Origin of the sequence: Cryobacterium arcticum (assembly GCF_001679725.1) — a bacterium.
Classification (GTDB): Bacteria; Actinomycetota; Actinomycetes; order Actinomycetales; family Microbacteriaceae; genus Cryobacterium; species Cryobacterium arcticum_A.
Map to the genome: position 1 here is coordinate 4,119,854 of NZ_CP016282.1, position 13,322 is coordinate 4,133,175.

A 13,322-nucleotide genomic window follows, 5' to 3' on the forward strand; every position below is an offset into this window, starting at 1 on the left:
GCGACCGGCTGACTAGCGGTCGTGCGCGGCCAGCCGGGCCAGTCGGTGGTTGTACTCGTTGAGTTCGGCCTCATTCGTGCGGTCGGCGTTTCGGTCGCGACGTTTGGTTTCCTTCTCGTCGCTGCGGCCCCACTGGATGGCCACGATGATGGCCAGAGCGATGGTGGGGATCTCGCCCACGCTCCAGGCGATGCCACCGCCGGCCTGCTGGTCGGCCAGGGCGCTGATGCCCCAGTCCCGGCCCATGGCGCCGTACCAGTCCGCCAGGAGCAGACCGGTGCCGGTCATCAGCGCCAGGCCGAAGAACGCGTGGAAGGCCATGGTGCCCAGCAGCAGGAGCAGGCGGAAGGTGTACGGCAGGCGGTACGGCACCGGGTCGATGCCGATCAGCGACTGCACGAACAGGTACCCGGTGATCAGGAAGTGCACGATCATCCACTGGTGGCCGATGTGGTCGGTCGTCGCCCAGCTGAACAGCGAGGTGTAGTAGAACACCCAGAGCGACCCGGCGAAGAGCACCGCGGCCACGATCGGGTTGGAGATGATGCCGGCGAACTTGGAGTGCACGGCCAGCAGGATCCACTCGCGAGGGCCCCGGCTGCCGTCACGGCGCATCCGGATGGCGCGGGCCGCGAGCGTGACCGGAGCGCCCGGCACCAGCAGCACCGGCACCAGCATCGTCAGGGCCATGTGGGCGAGCATGTGCGTGGAGAAGAGGTACTTCTCGTATACGTTGACGCCGCCGTTGGTGATGTAGAACAGGGTGATCAGCCCGGCCACCCAGAGGATGGTGCGGTGCAGGGGCCATTTGTCGCCGCGGCTACGCAGCCGCACCACGCCGGCGAGATAGAAGAAGATGCCGAACGCGCAGAACAACATCCAGGCGAGGTCGAAATTCCACTCGGTGAAGTACCGGGCGAAGGTGAGTTCGGGCGGCAGCACCTCACCGGTGAGGATCTGCGCGGGCGTGGCGGTGGGGATGGCCGTGGTGACCACCTGCGCCACCGGGGTGGCGGTCTTGGCCAGGGCGGCCGCGACGCCGCTGGCGAGCCCCATGAATGCGATCTCGCCCACCACGAGCCACCAGAACCAGGGGTCGACGGTGCCGGTGACGGTGCGCATCCGGCGGAGCAGGTAGCGGCGCTGCAGCACACCGAAGCCGCCCAGCACCAGCAGCACGGCCACCTTGGCGAGCACCAGGACGCCGTAGCCGGTGAGCAGTTTGTCCCAGCTGCCCACGCGCAGCTCGGCGCTGACGTATCCGGACGCGGCCACGACGACGAAGCTCACCAGGGCGAGGGTGGAGTACCGGCCCATGACTTCGCGCAGGCGCGCCGGGCTCAGCTGGCGCTGCAGCAGGATGACCGTGAGCAGGCCGCCCAGCCAGACGGCGGCGAAGACCAGGTGCAGCCCGAGCGCCGTGATCGCGGCGTCGTGGCCCTCGGCGCCCGCGGAGTGGCCCTGCTGGGCCATCGGCAGCAAGGACAGCAACGCCAGCACCGTGACGAAGACCAGGGCGGTCTGGTTGCGCACCGCGAAGCAGAGCACAGTCACGGCCGCGGCGATGAGGGTGGTGGTGAGCCAGGCCTGCCCGATGGCGATCTGGCTGAAGAATTGGCCCACCGTGGCGCTGAACCGGTCGTCGAGGCTCACGGTGACGTTGGTCACCTGCAGGAAGGTGAGGAAGCCGGTGAGCGCGGAGGCGATGGTGAGGAACGCGGCCGACGCGGCGGCGAAGTCGATCGCGGTGCCGAACTCCCGTTCCCTCGGGCTCAGGGCGAAACAGGTGAGCACCAGGGCGCCGATGGTGCCGGCCGCGCCGAGGTTGACCAGGAGCTTGGCCACCGGGAGCCCCCAGCGCACGACGGCGCCTGGGTCGGCGAGGAGTTGGGCATCCGCCCCACCGCCGTAGGCGAGTCCCGCCAGAGTCGCCACAATGGCGACCAGCAGCAGCGCTGCCGGCCCGATGATACGAACGTAACGGGGCACCACTCCAGCTTAACCGGCGGCGGATGCCCATCGGTCCGGCGGCGCACCGGCCCAGCCAGGGGTCTGGGAGCAGGAACACCGGGGCACAGACAATGGGCGCCGACCGAAGTCGACGCCCATTGGTACTACGAAGCTTGCAACCTACTTGGCGGCAGCCTTGAGCTTGCTACCAGCGGTCAGCTTGACGCGGTGGCCGGCAGCGATGGCGATCTCTTCGCCGGTCTGCGGGTTGCGGCCGGTGCGAGCAGCCGTCGCGGTGCGCTCGACGCCGAGCCATCCCGGGATGGTGACCTTGCCGTCGTTAGCAACGGTGTCGGCGAGGGTTGCAAAGAAAGCGTTCAGAACGCCGTCGACAGCAGCCTGGCTCTGGCCAGAGTCTGCGGCAACCTTGGCAACGAGCTCGGTCTTGTTCAGCGACTTGTCAGCCATTGAGTGTCCTCCTCGGACCTTCGTCTGTAAAAAACAGGTATTCACGTGAAGCGGGCGACGTTGTGACAACGCCTCCGTTGGTCGGTTCGACCGCGTTGAATCTAGCATTGATCCGCGGAAATCCGCGGATTTACGGCGTTTCGGGCCGCTTTGCCCGGCTAATTGACTGCCTTTGCGCTGTGCGCGAACCGATGTGGGGTCCCGGGCCCCCCGATCAGGGTGGAGGGCCGAGCGGCACGCCCCGGGTACGCGACAGGGGATGCCCGACCGAAGTCGGACATCCCCTGAGGTGTGCCTGGATCGCTTACGCGATCAGGAGCTGGTTACCAGCTGGACTTGGTGATGCCGGGCAGCTCGCCGCGGTGCGCCATGTCGCGGAAACGTACGCGCGAGATGCCGAACTTGGAGAGGTGGCCACGGGGACGACCGTCAACCGCGTCGCGGTTGCGCAGGCGAACCGGCGAGGCGTTGCGGGGCAGCTTCTGGAGGCCCTTGCGAGCCTCTTCGCGGGACTCGTCGGTGCCGGCCGGGTCGACAAGAGCCTTCTTCAGCTCGAGGCGCTTCGCGGCGTAACGCTCAACGATGACCTTGCGCTGGTTGTTCTTGGCAATCATGCTCTTCTTCGCCATTTTTAGCGCTCCTCACGGAAGTCAACGTGCTTGCGCACTACGGGGTCGTACTTCTTCAGCACGAGTCGGTCGGGGTTGTTGCGACGGTTCTTCTTGGTCACGTAGGTGTAACCGGTTCCTGCCGTCGAACGCAGCTTGATGATCGGACGTACGTCCTGAGCTTTAGCCATTAGATTTTCTCCCCACGTGCGAGCAGGTCCTTGACAACCGACTCGATGCCGCGAGCATCAATAACCTTGATGCCCTTTGCCGAGAGGGTCAGCGTGACGTTGCGGCGAAGCGACGGCACGAAGTACTTCTTGGTCTGCACGTTCGGGTCGAAGCGACGCTTGGTGCGCCGGTGCGAGTGCGAAATGTTGTGTCCAAAGCCGGGAACGGCTCCGGTCACCTGGCAGGTTGCTGCCATGGTTTTCCTCCAATACCGAAGGGCGAATGCCCTTCCCAAGATCTCTTGTCGGCCAGTTCGCGTTGGATTCCACCCGGAAACGGCCGGCCGAAAGGTGAATTCCGGCGGCTGATTCGATGGGAGGAAAAGACACGAACAAGCAATGCACGCACAGATATGCGCAGCAGCTACCCAGCCTACGGGTTCGGGCGCACCGACGCAAGCGCGGTGCAGGCCGCGCAGAGGCCGAAGACGTCCACGACGTGCGCGGCCTCGGTGAAGCCGTGTTCGGCGGCCACGGCGGTGGCCCAGTTCTCGATGGCGTCCACCTCGATCTCGACCGTGAGCCCGCAGTTACGGCAGATCAGGTGGTGGTGGTGCTCGGTGGTCGTGCAGGCCCGGTAGAGGCTCTCGCCATCGGGTGACTGCAGGGAGTCGGCGTCGCCCTCCACGGCGAGGTCGGCCAGCGCACGGTAGACCGTGGCGAGGCCGATGGGAGATCCGGTGGCGTGCAGGGCGGCGTGCAGGCCCTGGGCGCTGACGAAGCCCTCGGCCCGGCCGAGCTCGGTGCGCACGGCCTCTCGCTGCCAGGTGTTTCGCTTCATGAGTCCAACCGTAGCCCGGCCCGGGCCGGCTCGTGAACCCCGCGGCGCTGCGCGGCCAGTGCGCGGGCTCCCAGGGCGAGGAGGAAGCAGGCGGCCGCGGTGAGTGCGATGGCCGGGCCGGCGGCCACGTCCAGGGCCCGGGAGAGGAGTACGCCGACGACGCCTGAGCCGGCGCCGATGACCGGGGCCAGCACCGCGATGTGCGCGGCGCTGTGCACCAGCAGACGGGCGGCGGCGGCGGGGGCGGCGATCAGCGCGATCGCCAGGATGGCGCCGACGGCGGGCATGACGGAGACCACGGTGGCCGCGATGAGCACCAGAGTGAGCGCCTCGATGGTCCATTCCCGGTAGCCGGCCGCCCGGTACCCGGTGCGGTCGAAGGTGGAGAAGAGGATTTCCTTGCCCAGGAACACCGCCGCGAGCACGGCCACGGCCAGCACTGCTCCGGCGAGGATCACGTCCCCGTCGGTGACGGTGAGGATCGAGCCCACCAGGTAGGACTCCACGTGCACGGGCAGCGAGGGGTTGAGCGCCTGCAGCAGCACGCCGAGCGCGAAACCTGCCGTGAGCATGATCCCGGAGGCCACCTGGCTGCCCTGGCGACGCACCCGGCCCAGCGCGGTCATGATGCCCACGATGAGGGCGCTGGCCACCGCGGCACCGAGGGGGATGCTGATGCCCAGCATCGCCGCCGCCACCGCTCCGGGGAAGGTGGCGTGGGTGAGCGCCTGGGCGAAGAACGTGCGCCGGCGCAGCACCACGAGGGTGCCGACGAGGCCGCTGAGCGCGCCGATGAGCACGGCGGCGAGGAGGGCCTTCTCGAAGTAGCCCATCAGGCACGCACCGCCTGGGGCGCCGGGTCGGCGGCGGGGGCATCCTCGGCGTCGTCGGCGTCGGCGGGGCGGCGCATCCGGTCGGCCAGGACCCGCACCAGCAGCACCAGCAGGTAGCCGGCCACGAGGACGAGCACGACCGTGGCGCCGCTGGGCAGGTCGATGCCGGCGGTGACCGACGCTTCGAAGCCGAGCGCAAGGCCCACCCAGGCGCACAGCGCGGCGAAGCCCGCCGCGAGCGGGAAGAGCAGCCAGAGCCGCGCGGTGATCAGCCGGGCCACGGCGCCGGGCACGATGAGCACGGCGAGCACCAGGAGATTGCCGACGGCGCTGGAGGCGGCCACGACGACCAACGCGATGGCGACGTTGAGCAGCAGGTCCAGCAGCAGCGGCCGGTAGCCGGCCGCGGCCACGGCGGTGGGGTCGAAGGCGCGGTAGACCTGCTGCTTGAGGGTGAGGCCCACCAGGAGCAGGGCGAGCGCGCAGATCACCAGGGTCTGCGTGACCTCGGTGGGGGTGACCGTGAGCAGCCGGCCGAAGAGCAGTTGTTCCAGCTGACCGGCATAGTTGGTCTGCCGCGAGACCACGAGGATGCCGATGCTGAACATCGCCGTGAACACGATCGCGATGGCGGCGCCACCGGAGACCGCGCGCCGGGTGATCAGGGTGAGCACCACGGCCGCGAGGACCGCGGCGATCATGGCCCCGAGGAACAGGCCGTCGCGGCCGCCCCAGACGAAGCCGATGGCGATGCCGGGAAAGATCGAGTGGGTGAGCCCGTCGCTGATGAACTCGAGGCTGCGCAGGTTGACCAGCACCCCCACGATGCCGGCGACGAGGCTGAGCGCGAGCAGCACCACAAGTGCCCGCGCCATGAAGGGGAGTGAGAACGCGGTGAAGAGCGGGCCAAGCAGGTCGATCATTCAGTGGCCCTCGTGGCCGGGGATGACCAGGGTGTGCTGGTCCATCTCGACGCCCACCTCGTGGAAGGTGCGCTGCACGTTCTCCAGGGTGAGCACGCTCTCGCGCGGTCCGAACGCCACCTGGGTTCCGTTGAGCAGCAGCACGCGTTCGCAGACAGCGCGGGCCAGTTCGAGGTCGTGGGTGGAGACCAGCACGCCAACGCCGTCGGCCTTGAGCCTCTCGACGGTGCCCACGAGGGCGTCGCGGTTGGACTGGTCGAGCCCGTTGAACGGCTCGTCGAGCAGCAGCAGACGGGGGCCGGCGGCCACGGCGCGGGCGAGCAGCCCCCGCTGCTGCTGACCGCCGGAGAGTTCCCCGAACCGGGTCTTGGCGCGATGAGCGAGCCCCACCGTCTCCAGTGCGGCAGCCACGGCTGCGCGGTCTTTCTTCCCCGGCAGCCGCAGCCAGCCGAGTTGGCGGTAGCGGCCCATCATGACGACCTGCTCGAGCGTCACCGGGAATTCCGGGTCGAGTTCGTCGGTCTGCGGCACGTAGCCGATGCTGCCGGCCGGCGCGGTGTCCTGGCCGAGCACCTCGACGGTGCCGCTGGTGCGGTGGATCAGGCCCAGGATGCCCTTGAGCAGCGTGGACTTGCCCGACCCGTTCGGGCCGATCAGGGCGATGGCCTCACCGGCATGGAGGTCGAAGTCCATGCCGGTGAGGGCGGGAGTATGCGCGTAGGCGAACGAAGCCCCGGAGACTCGGAGGGCGAGCGGAGCGGGCATCCGCTGCTGAGAAGGGTTCTCGTTCACTCGTCAACTATTGCAGGTCGGCGGGCACGGCGCTGGGCGTCACACCCCAAGATTCGAGGATCAAGCGCACATTGTGCAGCTGGGAGGTGATGTAGGTGGCGCCGTCGCTGTCCGCCGGGCCGAGGGAGTCGCCGTACAGGGCGTCCTCGCCGGAGTACACCGTGACGCCGGCCTCGCTCGCGATGGTGTCGGCGGCCTTGGGGTTGATGGAGGCCTCGGAGAAGACGGCCTTGACCCCGGTGGCCTTGATCGCGGCGACAAGAGTGTCGATCTCGGCGGCGCTCGGTTCGGCGTTGTCGTCGAAGCTCGGGATGACACTGCCGACGTAGGTGATGCCGTAGGCGGCCGTGAAGTAGCCGAACGCGTCGTGGTTGCTCACGAGCAGGCGCTCGGCGGCGGGCACGGCGTCGATGTTCTCCCGGATCCAGCCGTCGAGCTCGGCGAGCTGCCCGGTGTAGGCGGCCTTGTTGGTTTCGAACGCGGCGGCGTGGGTGCTGCTCGCGGCGGCGAGACCGTCGGCGATGGTGCCGGCCATGGCCTCGGCGTTGCTGACGTCGGTCCAGATGTGCGGGTTGCCGCCGGCGTGGTCGTGCTCGGCGTCATCCGTGTGGGTCTCAGTGGCGTCTTCGTCCTCGTGGCCGGCCTCGCCGTCCAGGATGGTGATGCCCTCGTCGGAATCGATGGTGACGCCGTCGAAGCCGGAGGCGGCGATCGCGTCGTCGAGCCATTCCTCCAGGCCGACCCCGTTGATCACGAGCACGTCGGCCTCGCCGAGCGCGGTGAGGTCGGCGACCGACGGGTCGTAGCTGTGGGCGCTCTGGTTGGGCTGGATCAGCTGGGTGACGGTCACGCCCGCGGTGTCCCCGACGATGTTGCGGGTGAGGTCGGCGATCTGGGTGGTCGTGGCGACGACCTTGAGGTCGCCGTCCGTCCCGGCGGAAGCTGCGGGGGTCGAGGTGGAGCAGCCGGCCAGCACGAGGACGGCCGAGACGGCCAGGGCGGGGAGCAGGAGTTTGGGGGTCTTCACTTGGGAAACGGTACGCCTAATGATAATGATTGTCAAAACCATTAGGGCAGGTCAGAGATGCCGCAGATACCGCTCCGGCGCGTCGAGGAAGCTGGCCCAGTTGGTGACCAGATCGAGGTCCCGCCAGGCCGTCTCGCGCAGGCCCCAGTCGCCCACCTCGAGAATCCGGGCGCCGGGCAAGGCTGCCAGCAGCGGAGAGTGGGTCGACATGATCACCTGCGAGCCGCCCGCCGCGAGCAGGTCCTTGAGGTGCCCGAGCAGGGCGAGGCAGCCCGAGAAGGAGAGGGCGGACTCGGGTTCGTCGAGCACCCAGAGCCCGCGACCACGGAACCTGTCGATGGCCAGCTCGAGGAACGATTCTCCGTGCGAGATCTCATGGAAGCGCGGTTCCGGCCGGCTGCCCGGATTCTGCTCGAGATAGGTGAAGAAGCCGTGCATCGTCTCGGCGCGCAGGAAGTAGCCGTGCCGGGTGGCGCCGCCGGTGCGCACCAGGCGCAGGTGGTCGTGCAGGGCTGACTCGCTCGGCCGGGTGGAGTTGCGGGCCCCGGTCGAGCCACCCTCCGGTGAGAGCCCCCAGGCCAGGGCGATGGCCTCCACCAGGGTGGACTTGCCGGCGCCGTTCTCGCCCACGAAGACCGTGGCCGCGCCCAGGTCGAGGCCATCCGTCAGCAGCTGGGTCACGGGCGGCAGTGTGGCGGGCCACACGTCCCGGTCCAGCGGATGCTGCGGATCCTCCTCGACCCGGCGCAGGGGGGGTGTCTCGAAGGCCATGCCCCATCCTCCCGCGCCGGGTGGTGATCCGCGCCGTGATCTGTCCGATCGGGTCGTTCCCGAGACGCGCCGTATATCCCCCTCAGCCTTCCCGAAGGGGCAGTTTGCGGCAGCTCGGCGCACAGTGCCTCGGCGACTAGCGGCAAACATCCCTCTCAACTCTCGGCAGAGGGGTGCTTGCGGCGACTCGCGGTGGCTACGCGCGGGCTCTACTCTGTTGCAATGAGAGTACGGGCCGGGAAGGCCGGCGCCACGTGGGCCGGGTGCCTGCCCACGCCCGCCGGCTCGGGTCGCGCCCGCAAGGCCAAGCAAATGGCGCAAGCCGCTCCGGCGGCGGTGCTGCGACCGTGGCGCATCGATGACGCCGTCGACCTGCAACGGGCCTTCGTCGTCAGCGGCGACCTCGCCGCGCAGCTCGGTGCCGTGGAGTTGTCCACCCTGGCCCGTTGCCAGAGCTTCATCGCCGACAACCTCGCCACCGGCACGGTGTCCCGGCAGAATTTCGCCATCACCCTCGACGGCATCGCGGTGGGCAATGTCGGGGTGGGCAGCATGGAGCATCGGCACGGAACCGGCTGGGTCTACTACTGGGTCTCCGCCGAGGCGCGGGGGCGGGGCCTGGCGACCCTCGCGCTGGTGTCCATCTCCGACTGGGCCTTCACCGAGCAGGGGCTGCACCGGCTCGAGCTGGGCCACCGCACCAACAACCCGGCGTCCTGCCGGGTTGCGACCAAGGCCGGGTTCGCTACCGAGGGCATCGAGCGGCAGAAGCTGAAATACGGCACCGAACGCTTCGACGTCGAAACCCACGCCAGGCTCCGCACGGATGCGCCCCCACAGCTGCGCCCGCTGCCCACATACACGACCTAGGACGGGTCCATGCCGCTCGACTCCCGCGCCGCCCCGGCACGCCGGCCGCACAACCTGGCGGACTGACCGATGGCGCGGCGCATGGCACCTCCAGCCGACATCGTCGACCGGCTGCGGGCCGCCGGCTGCGTCTTCGCCGAGGAGGAGGCCGGGCTCCTCGCGGCGGCGGCCGGCACGCCCGCCGAACTGGACGAGCTGGTGGCGAGACGGGTGTCGGGCCTGCCTCTCGAACAGGTGCTCGGCTGGGCGGAGTTCTACGGGCTCCGCATCATCCTGCGCCCCGGGGTGTTCGTGCCGCGGCGCCGCACGGGCCTGCTCGTGCGGGAAGCGGCCCGGCTCGCGCGCCCACACAGCCTGGTGCTCGACGTCTGCTGCGGATCCGGCGCGGTCGGCACCGCCCTGCTCGCCGGAGATGCGTCGCTGCGGCTGTTCGCGACCGACATCGACCCGGCCGCTGCCGTGTGCGCCCGCCTGAACGTGAGCCCACTGGGTGGTGAGGTGCTCACCGGCGACCTGTTCGGCCCGCTCCCGGCCGAGCTGCGCGGCCAGGTCGACCTCGTCGTGGCCAACGCGCCCTATGTGCCCACCGAGGCGATCGAGCGGATGCCGCCGGAGGCCCGGCTGCACGAGGCCCGGGTGGCCCTGGACGGCGGGGCCGACGGCCTCGAGGTGCAGGGCCGGATCGCCGCCGCCGCACCCGAGTGGCTGGCACCCGGCGGGCATCTGCTCGTGGAGACCAGTGCCGCCCAGGCGCCGCACACCGCGGCGCTCTTCAGCCGGCACGGCTTGCTGCCCCGGATCCGGCGGTCAGCCGCGCTGGACGCCACCGTCGTGATCGGGGCGGCGCCCGCCTAGCCGACGGGGCTCCCGAGGCCTGCTCAGGGTGCCGGCGTCAGGCCCGCCACGATACCCTGCACCAAGGCCAGGACCGTGGCCTCATCGACCGGGTCGTAGAGCAGTTGGCCGGCCAACCCAGCGGCGAACGCGAGCACCGCCCGGGCCAGGCTCTCGCCATCCACGCCCGGGTGCAGCTCGCCCTCGTGCCGGGCCCGGCCGGCCAGCCGCGCGAGGTTGCCGCGCAGCTCGGCGTCCCAGCCGGCCAGAGAAACCGCGAGCTCTGGGTCGAACGGCGCCCGGTCCGACACCGCCACACCGACCAGACAGGCACTGCGGCGCGCGTCGTCGAGCGGCAGGGTGGCCATCACGAGCTCCACCAGCCAGGAGCGCAGGGTAGGCCGACCGGGGTCGACACTGAGGCGCACGGCGATGGATGACTGCGCGTAGGCCAATGTGGCGCGGACGAGCGCGTCCTTGGTGGGAAAGGTCTTCTGCACCGCGCCGAGCGACCAGCCCGACTCCGCCGCGACCGAGCGGAAGGTCACGGCCGGCAGGCCCCCGACGGTCACCAGGCGCAGAGCCGCGGCCGCGAGTTCATCCGTGCGGTCCATGCTGCCCTCCCTTTGTGGGTGTTCGTGGTGCTCGACAAACCTAGAATACAGTCGTATTCTCTGAATACAAGCGTATTCACGTTGCGCATCCTTCATAGCGGATGCCGAACACCAGGAGGACCCCGTGCCCAGCCGCCCGATCACCAGCCCACATCCGGTCGCGACGGTGGTCGTGACCACCGCCATGCTCATCCTGCTGCTCGGGCTGGGCGGCACGGTGATCTACCTGACCGGACTGCCGCTGGATTCGCCGGTGGCGCTGGTGTTCGCTCCGATCGCTGTGGGCCTGGTGATCTGGGCGAGCGTGACCCGGCGGTGGGGGACACTCGGCTTCGGACGGCCCCGGGTGCGCGGCAACCGGGCGGCGTGGCGGCTGGTGCTGCTTCCGCTGCTCGCGGTGTTCCTGCTGGTTCTGGCGTCCACCGGCGGCGCGGCCGAACAGAGCGCAGGGGCCTGGCTGGGGCTGATCGGCTTCGTGGCTCTGGTGGGTTTCGTGGAAGAGACGCTATTCCGCTCGGTGTTCCTCCGGCTGCTCGCCCCCACAGGCCCCCGCACGGCCGTGCTCGTCTCGACCGCCGCGTTCGCCCTGGCACACGCCGTGAACCTGCTTGGCGGCCAGGACCTGCTCAGCACCCTCGGCCAGATCGGCTTCGCCGCCGCGTACGGGCTCTTCGCGGCCTGCGCGTTCCTGCGCACCGGCAGCATCTGGGCCTTGGTGGTCTTCCACGCGCTGTTCGACCTGGTGCAACTCAGCAGTGTGAGGCAGACCGCATCCCTGATGGATGCCGTGATCACGGTCATCCTGTTGGCCGGCGCCGTCTGGTTGTGGGTGGGCATCCGCCAGAGCGGTGCAACGCAGAGTCCCGCAACGGATACCGGGACTGCCGACCGGAGCGCCGCACTCGGAGCCCTGCCGCCGGTTCGGTGACGCTCGCCGGTCGCTGAGCGAGCGGGAGTACGCCACCCGCGACGGTCTCCGCGCGTCACTGCACCTCGTATGGCCCAATGCACCAGCTATAGCTGGTGCATTGGGCCATACGAGGTGCAGTGAGCGTTGCGGCGCGGCAGGAGCACGACGCGCGAGGCGCCTGCCGCCCGACGGACGAACCCGGCGGCTACTCGAGGAGCAGCGCCGGCTCCTCGATGATGCTCGCCACGTCGGCGAGGAACCGGCTGGCCACATCGCCGTCGACGACGCGGTGGTCGAAGCTCGCGCCGATGGTGGTCACGAAGCGCGGCCGTACCTCACCGTCGACCACCCAGGGCTTCTGCTTGATGGTGCCCAGCGCCACGATGCCGGCCTCGCCGGCGTTGAGGATCGGGGTGCCGGTGTCCATGCCGAAGACACCGATGTTGGTGATCGTGATGGTTCCGTTCGACATCTCGGCGGGGCTGGTCTTGCCGTCGCGGGCCGTGATGGTGAGCTTTTCGAGGGCGCCGGCCAGCTCGAGCAGGCTCATGTCCTGGGCTTCCTTGATGTTCGGCACGATCAGGCCGCGCGGCGTGGCCGCGGCGATGCCGAGGTTCACGTAGTGCTTGATCACGATCTCCTCGTCGGTGAAGACCGAGTTGACCGTGGGGTTGCGCCGCACGGCCCAGATCATGGCCTTGGCCATGATGAGCAGCGGCGACACCTTGACGCCGGCGAAGTCGGTGGAGACCTTGAGCCGCTTGACGAACTCCATGGTGCGGGTGGCGTCGACGTCGACGAACAGGCTCACGTGCGGCGCGGTGAAGGCGCTCTTCACCATGGTCTGGGCGATGACCTTGCGCACGCCCTTGACCGGGATGTGCTCCTCGCGGTCGGTGGGCCACTCCGGGGTCTGGATGTTGCGGAACACGCTGGCCTGGGTGGCCTCGCGCAGCACGTCCTCCCGGGTGACGTCGCCGAACCGGCCGGTCGGCTCCACCTGGGTGAGGTCCACGCCGAGGTCCTTGGCCAGCTTGCGGATCGGCGGCTTGGTGATGACCGGGCCGGCCGAGCGCGGCGAGGCGGCGGGCTTTGCGAGTGCGGCGGGCGGCACGGCGGCACGCGTGGGCGGGGCCGGCGGTGCCGTGCGAGCCGGGCCGGTCGACGCGGTGTTCGTGCGCGGGCCGGACGCAGCGGGGCCGCCCTGCGGGGGCGCGGTGGGGGCAGAGGCGAGGGCCTCGTGCGCGGCGGCGGGCACCACGTGCCGGCGGCGGCGGGTGGGCATCGACGCCGCGGCGCCACGGCCGACCAGCACCTGTGGGGACTCCTCGGCGGGTTCCTGCGAGATGGTGCCGCCGGCATCCTGCGCGGCCGCGGCGAGTTCGTCGTCGGCCGAGGCGGCATCCGGTGCGGCGGGCGCGTCGCTCGGGGCGTCATCCGTGGCGCCGGCCTCGGAAAGGATGGTGATGATGACCGTGCCCACATCGACCGTGGTGCCGGACTCGACGAGGATCTCACCGACCACGCCGACGTACGGCGAGGGCAGTTCTACGAGGGACTTGGCCGTTTCGATCTCGACGAGCACCTGGTTGATGGCGATGGTGTCGCCTGGGGCGACCTTCCACTCGACGATCTCGGCCTCGGTCAGGCCCTCGCCCACATCGGGGAGGGTGAATCGGGAGACGCTCATGGGGTGCCTTTCGGGCAGGGG

16 protein-coding genes are annotated in these 13,322 nt (G+C 69.7%); 3 read left to right on the forward strand and 13 right to left on the reverse strand.

What is annotated here, in order from left to right; genetic code table 11:
• Positions 1-12: 12 nt before the first annotated feature.
• The 11 genes from PA27867_RS18965 to PA27867_RS19015 form a co-directional block, all read right to left on the reverse strand.
• Positions 13-1,989, reverse strand: coding sequence for a cytochrome c oxidase assembly protein (locus PA27867_RS18965; protein ID WP_208857277.1), 1,977 nt, complete (start codon positions 1,987-1,989; stop codon positions 13-15).
• Between the two features lie 141 nt (positions 1,990-2,130).
• The gene (locus PA27867_RS18970; protein ID WP_066598601.1) at positions 2,131-2,418 is read right to left on the reverse strand and encodes an HU family DNA-binding protein; all 288 of its coding nucleotides are present in this window, start codon (positions 2,416-2,418) and stop codon (positions 2,131-2,133) included.
• 323 nt (positions 2,419-2,741) lie between these two features.
• Entirely contained in the window at positions 2,742-3,047 is a 306-nt protein-coding gene (gene rpsN / locus PA27867_RS18975) for a 30S ribosomal protein S14 (protein ID WP_035835254.1), read from the reverse strand.
• A gap of 2 nt (positions 3,048-3,049) precedes the next feature.
• Positions 3,050-3,217, reverse strand: coding sequence for a 50S ribosomal protein L33 (gene rpmG / locus PA27867_RS18980; RefSeq protein WP_066598602.1), 168 nt, complete (start codon positions 3,215-3,217; stop codon positions 3,050-3,052).
• Positions 3,217-3,453 (reverse strand): 50S ribosomal protein L28, encoded by a 237-nt coding sequence (gene rpmB / locus PA27867_RS18985; RefSeq protein ID WP_066598603.1) that lies wholly within the window; start codon positions 3,451-3,453, stop codon positions 3,217-3,219. The genes rpmG and rpmB overlap by 1 nt, the downstream gene beginning before the upstream one ends.
• 176 nt (positions 3,454-3,629) lie before the next feature.
• Positions 3,630-4,037: a Fur family transcriptional regulator gene (locus tag PA27867_RS18990; protein WP_066598604.1), complete on the reverse strand. Its 408-nt coding sequence runs from the start codon at positions 4,035-4,037 to the stop codon at positions 3,630-3,632.
• Positions 4,034-4,870 (reverse strand): metal ABC transporter permease, encoded by an 837-nt coding sequence (locus tag PA27867_RS18995; protein ID WP_066598605.1) that lies wholly within the window; start codon positions 4,868-4,870, stop codon positions 4,034-4,036. The genes PA27867_RS18990 and PA27867_RS18995 overlap by 4 nt, the downstream gene beginning before the upstream one ends.
• The gene (locus tag PA27867_RS19000; RefSeq protein ID WP_066598606.1) at positions 4,870-5,793 is read right to left on the reverse strand and encodes a metal ABC transporter permease; all 924 of its coding nucleotides are present in this window, start codon (positions 5,791-5,793) and stop codon (positions 4,870-4,872) included. Before PA27867_RS19000 ends, PA27867_RS18995 begins: the two co-directional genes overlap by 1 nt.
• Positions 5,794-6,585, reverse strand: coding sequence for a metal ABC transporter ATP-binding protein (locus tag PA27867_RS19005; RefSeq protein ID WP_236900767.1), 792 nt, complete (start codon positions 6,583-6,585; stop codon positions 5,794-5,796).
• Between the two features lie 7 nt (positions 6,586-6,592).
• Complete coding sequence (locus PA27867_RS19010; RefSeq protein ID WP_236900768.1) at positions 6,593-7,612, reverse strand: metal ABC transporter substrate-binding protein; 1,020 nt, start codon at positions 7,610-7,612, stop codon at positions 6,593-6,595.
• A gap of 51 nt (positions 7,613-7,663) precedes the next feature.
• Positions 7,664-8,383, reverse strand: coding sequence for an AAA family ATPase (locus tag PA27867_RS19015; RefSeq protein WP_066598609.1), 720 nt, complete (start codon positions 8,381-8,383; stop codon positions 7,664-7,666).
• Positions 8,384-8,605: 222 nt separating this feature from the next.
• On the opposite strand from PA27867_RS19015, the gene PA27867_RS19020 reads away from it, so the two are divergent.
• Together PA27867_RS19020 and PA27867_RS19025 are read left to right on the forward strand one after the other, a co-directional pair.
• Complete coding sequence (locus tag PA27867_RS19020) at positions 8,606-9,253, forward strand: GNAT family N-acetyltransferase (protein WP_236900769.1); 648 nt, start codon at positions 8,606-8,608, stop codon at positions 9,251-9,253.
• Positions 9,254-9,334: 81 nt separating this feature from the next.
• The gene (locus PA27867_RS19025) at positions 9,335-10,108 is read left to right on the forward strand and encodes a putative protein N(5)-glutamine methyltransferase (RefSeq protein ID WP_084021320.1); all 774 of its coding nucleotides are present in this window, start codon (positions 9,335-9,337) and stop codon (positions 10,106-10,108) included.
• Positions 10,109-10,131: 23 nt separating this feature from the next.
• Here PA27867_RS19025 and PA27867_RS19030 read toward each other — a convergent pair whose 3' ends face one another.
• Complete coding sequence (locus tag PA27867_RS19030) at positions 10,132-10,701, reverse strand: TetR/AcrR family transcriptional regulator (protein ID WP_066598614.1); 570 nt, start codon at positions 10,699-10,701, stop codon at positions 10,132-10,134.
• Between the two features lie 124 nt (positions 10,702-10,825).
• Between PA27867_RS19030 and PA27867_RS19035 the strand changes: the two genes are divergently transcribed.
• A complete protein-coding gene (locus PA27867_RS19035; RefSeq protein WP_066598617.1) occupies positions 10,826-11,629 on the forward strand; it encodes a CPBP family intramembrane glutamic endopeptidase in 804 nt (267 codons plus the stop codon).
• 187 nt (positions 11,630-11,816) lie between these two features.
• On the opposite strand, the gene PA27867_RS19040 is transcribed toward PA27867_RS19035, so the two are convergent.
• Positions 11,817-13,301, reverse strand: a complete 1,485-nt coding sequence (locus PA27867_RS19040; RefSeq protein WP_066598619.1) for a dihydrolipoamide acetyltransferase family protein — start codon at positions 13,299-13,301, stop codon at positions 11,817-11,819.
• Positions 13,302-13,322 lie beyond the last annotated feature (21 nt).

Bases quoted from the DNA above. Each gene is read 5' to 3' on its own strand.
- PA27867_RS18970 (WP_066598601.1), bottom strand. From the start codon at position 2,418: ATGGCTGACAAGTCGCTGAACAAGACCGAGCTCGTTGCCAAGGTTGCC.
- rpsN (WP_035835254.1), bottom strand. From the start codon at position 3,047: ATGGCGAAGAAGAGCATGATTGCCAAGAACAACCAGCGCAAGGTCATC.
- rpmG (WP_066598602.1), bottom strand. From the start codon at position 3,217: ATGGCTAAAGCTCAGGACGTACGTCCGATCATCAAGCTGCGTTCGACG.
- rpmB (WP_066598603.1), bottom strand. From the start codon at position 3,453: ATGGCAGCAACCTGCCAGGTGACCGGAGCCGTTCCCGGCTTTGGACAC.
- PA27867_RS18990 (WP_066598604.1), bottom strand. From the start codon at position 4,037: ATGAAGCGAAACACCTGGCAGCGAGAGGCCGTGCGCACCGAGCTCGGC.
- PA27867_RS18995 (WP_066598605.1), bottom strand. From the start codon at position 4,870: ATGGGCTACTTCGAGAAGGCCCTCCTCGCCGCCGTGCTCATCGGCGCG.
- PA27867_RS19000 (WP_066598606.1), bottom strand. From the start codon at position 5,793: ATGATCGACCTGCTTGGCCCGCTCTTCACCGCGTTCTCACTCCCCTTC.
- PA27867_RS19015 (WP_066598609.1), bottom strand. From the start codon at position 8,383: ATGGCCTTCGAGACACCCCCCCTGCGCCGGGTCGAGGAGGATCCGCAG.
- PA27867_RS19020 (WP_236900769.1), top strand. From the start codon at position 8,606: ATGAGAGTACGGGCCGGGAAGGCCGGCGCCACGTGGGCCGGGTGCCTG.
- PA27867_RS19025 (WP_084021320.1), top strand. From the start codon at position 9,335: ATGGCACCTCCAGCCGACATCGTCGACCGGCTGCGGGCCGCCGGCTGC.
- PA27867_RS19030 (WP_066598614.1), bottom strand. From the start codon at position 10,701: ATGGACCGCACGGATGAACTCGCGGCCGCGGCTCTGCGCCTGGTGACC.
- PA27867_RS19040 (WP_066598619.1), bottom strand. From the start codon at position 13,301: ATGAGCGTCTCCCGATTCACCCTCCCCGATGTGGGCGAGGGCCTGACC.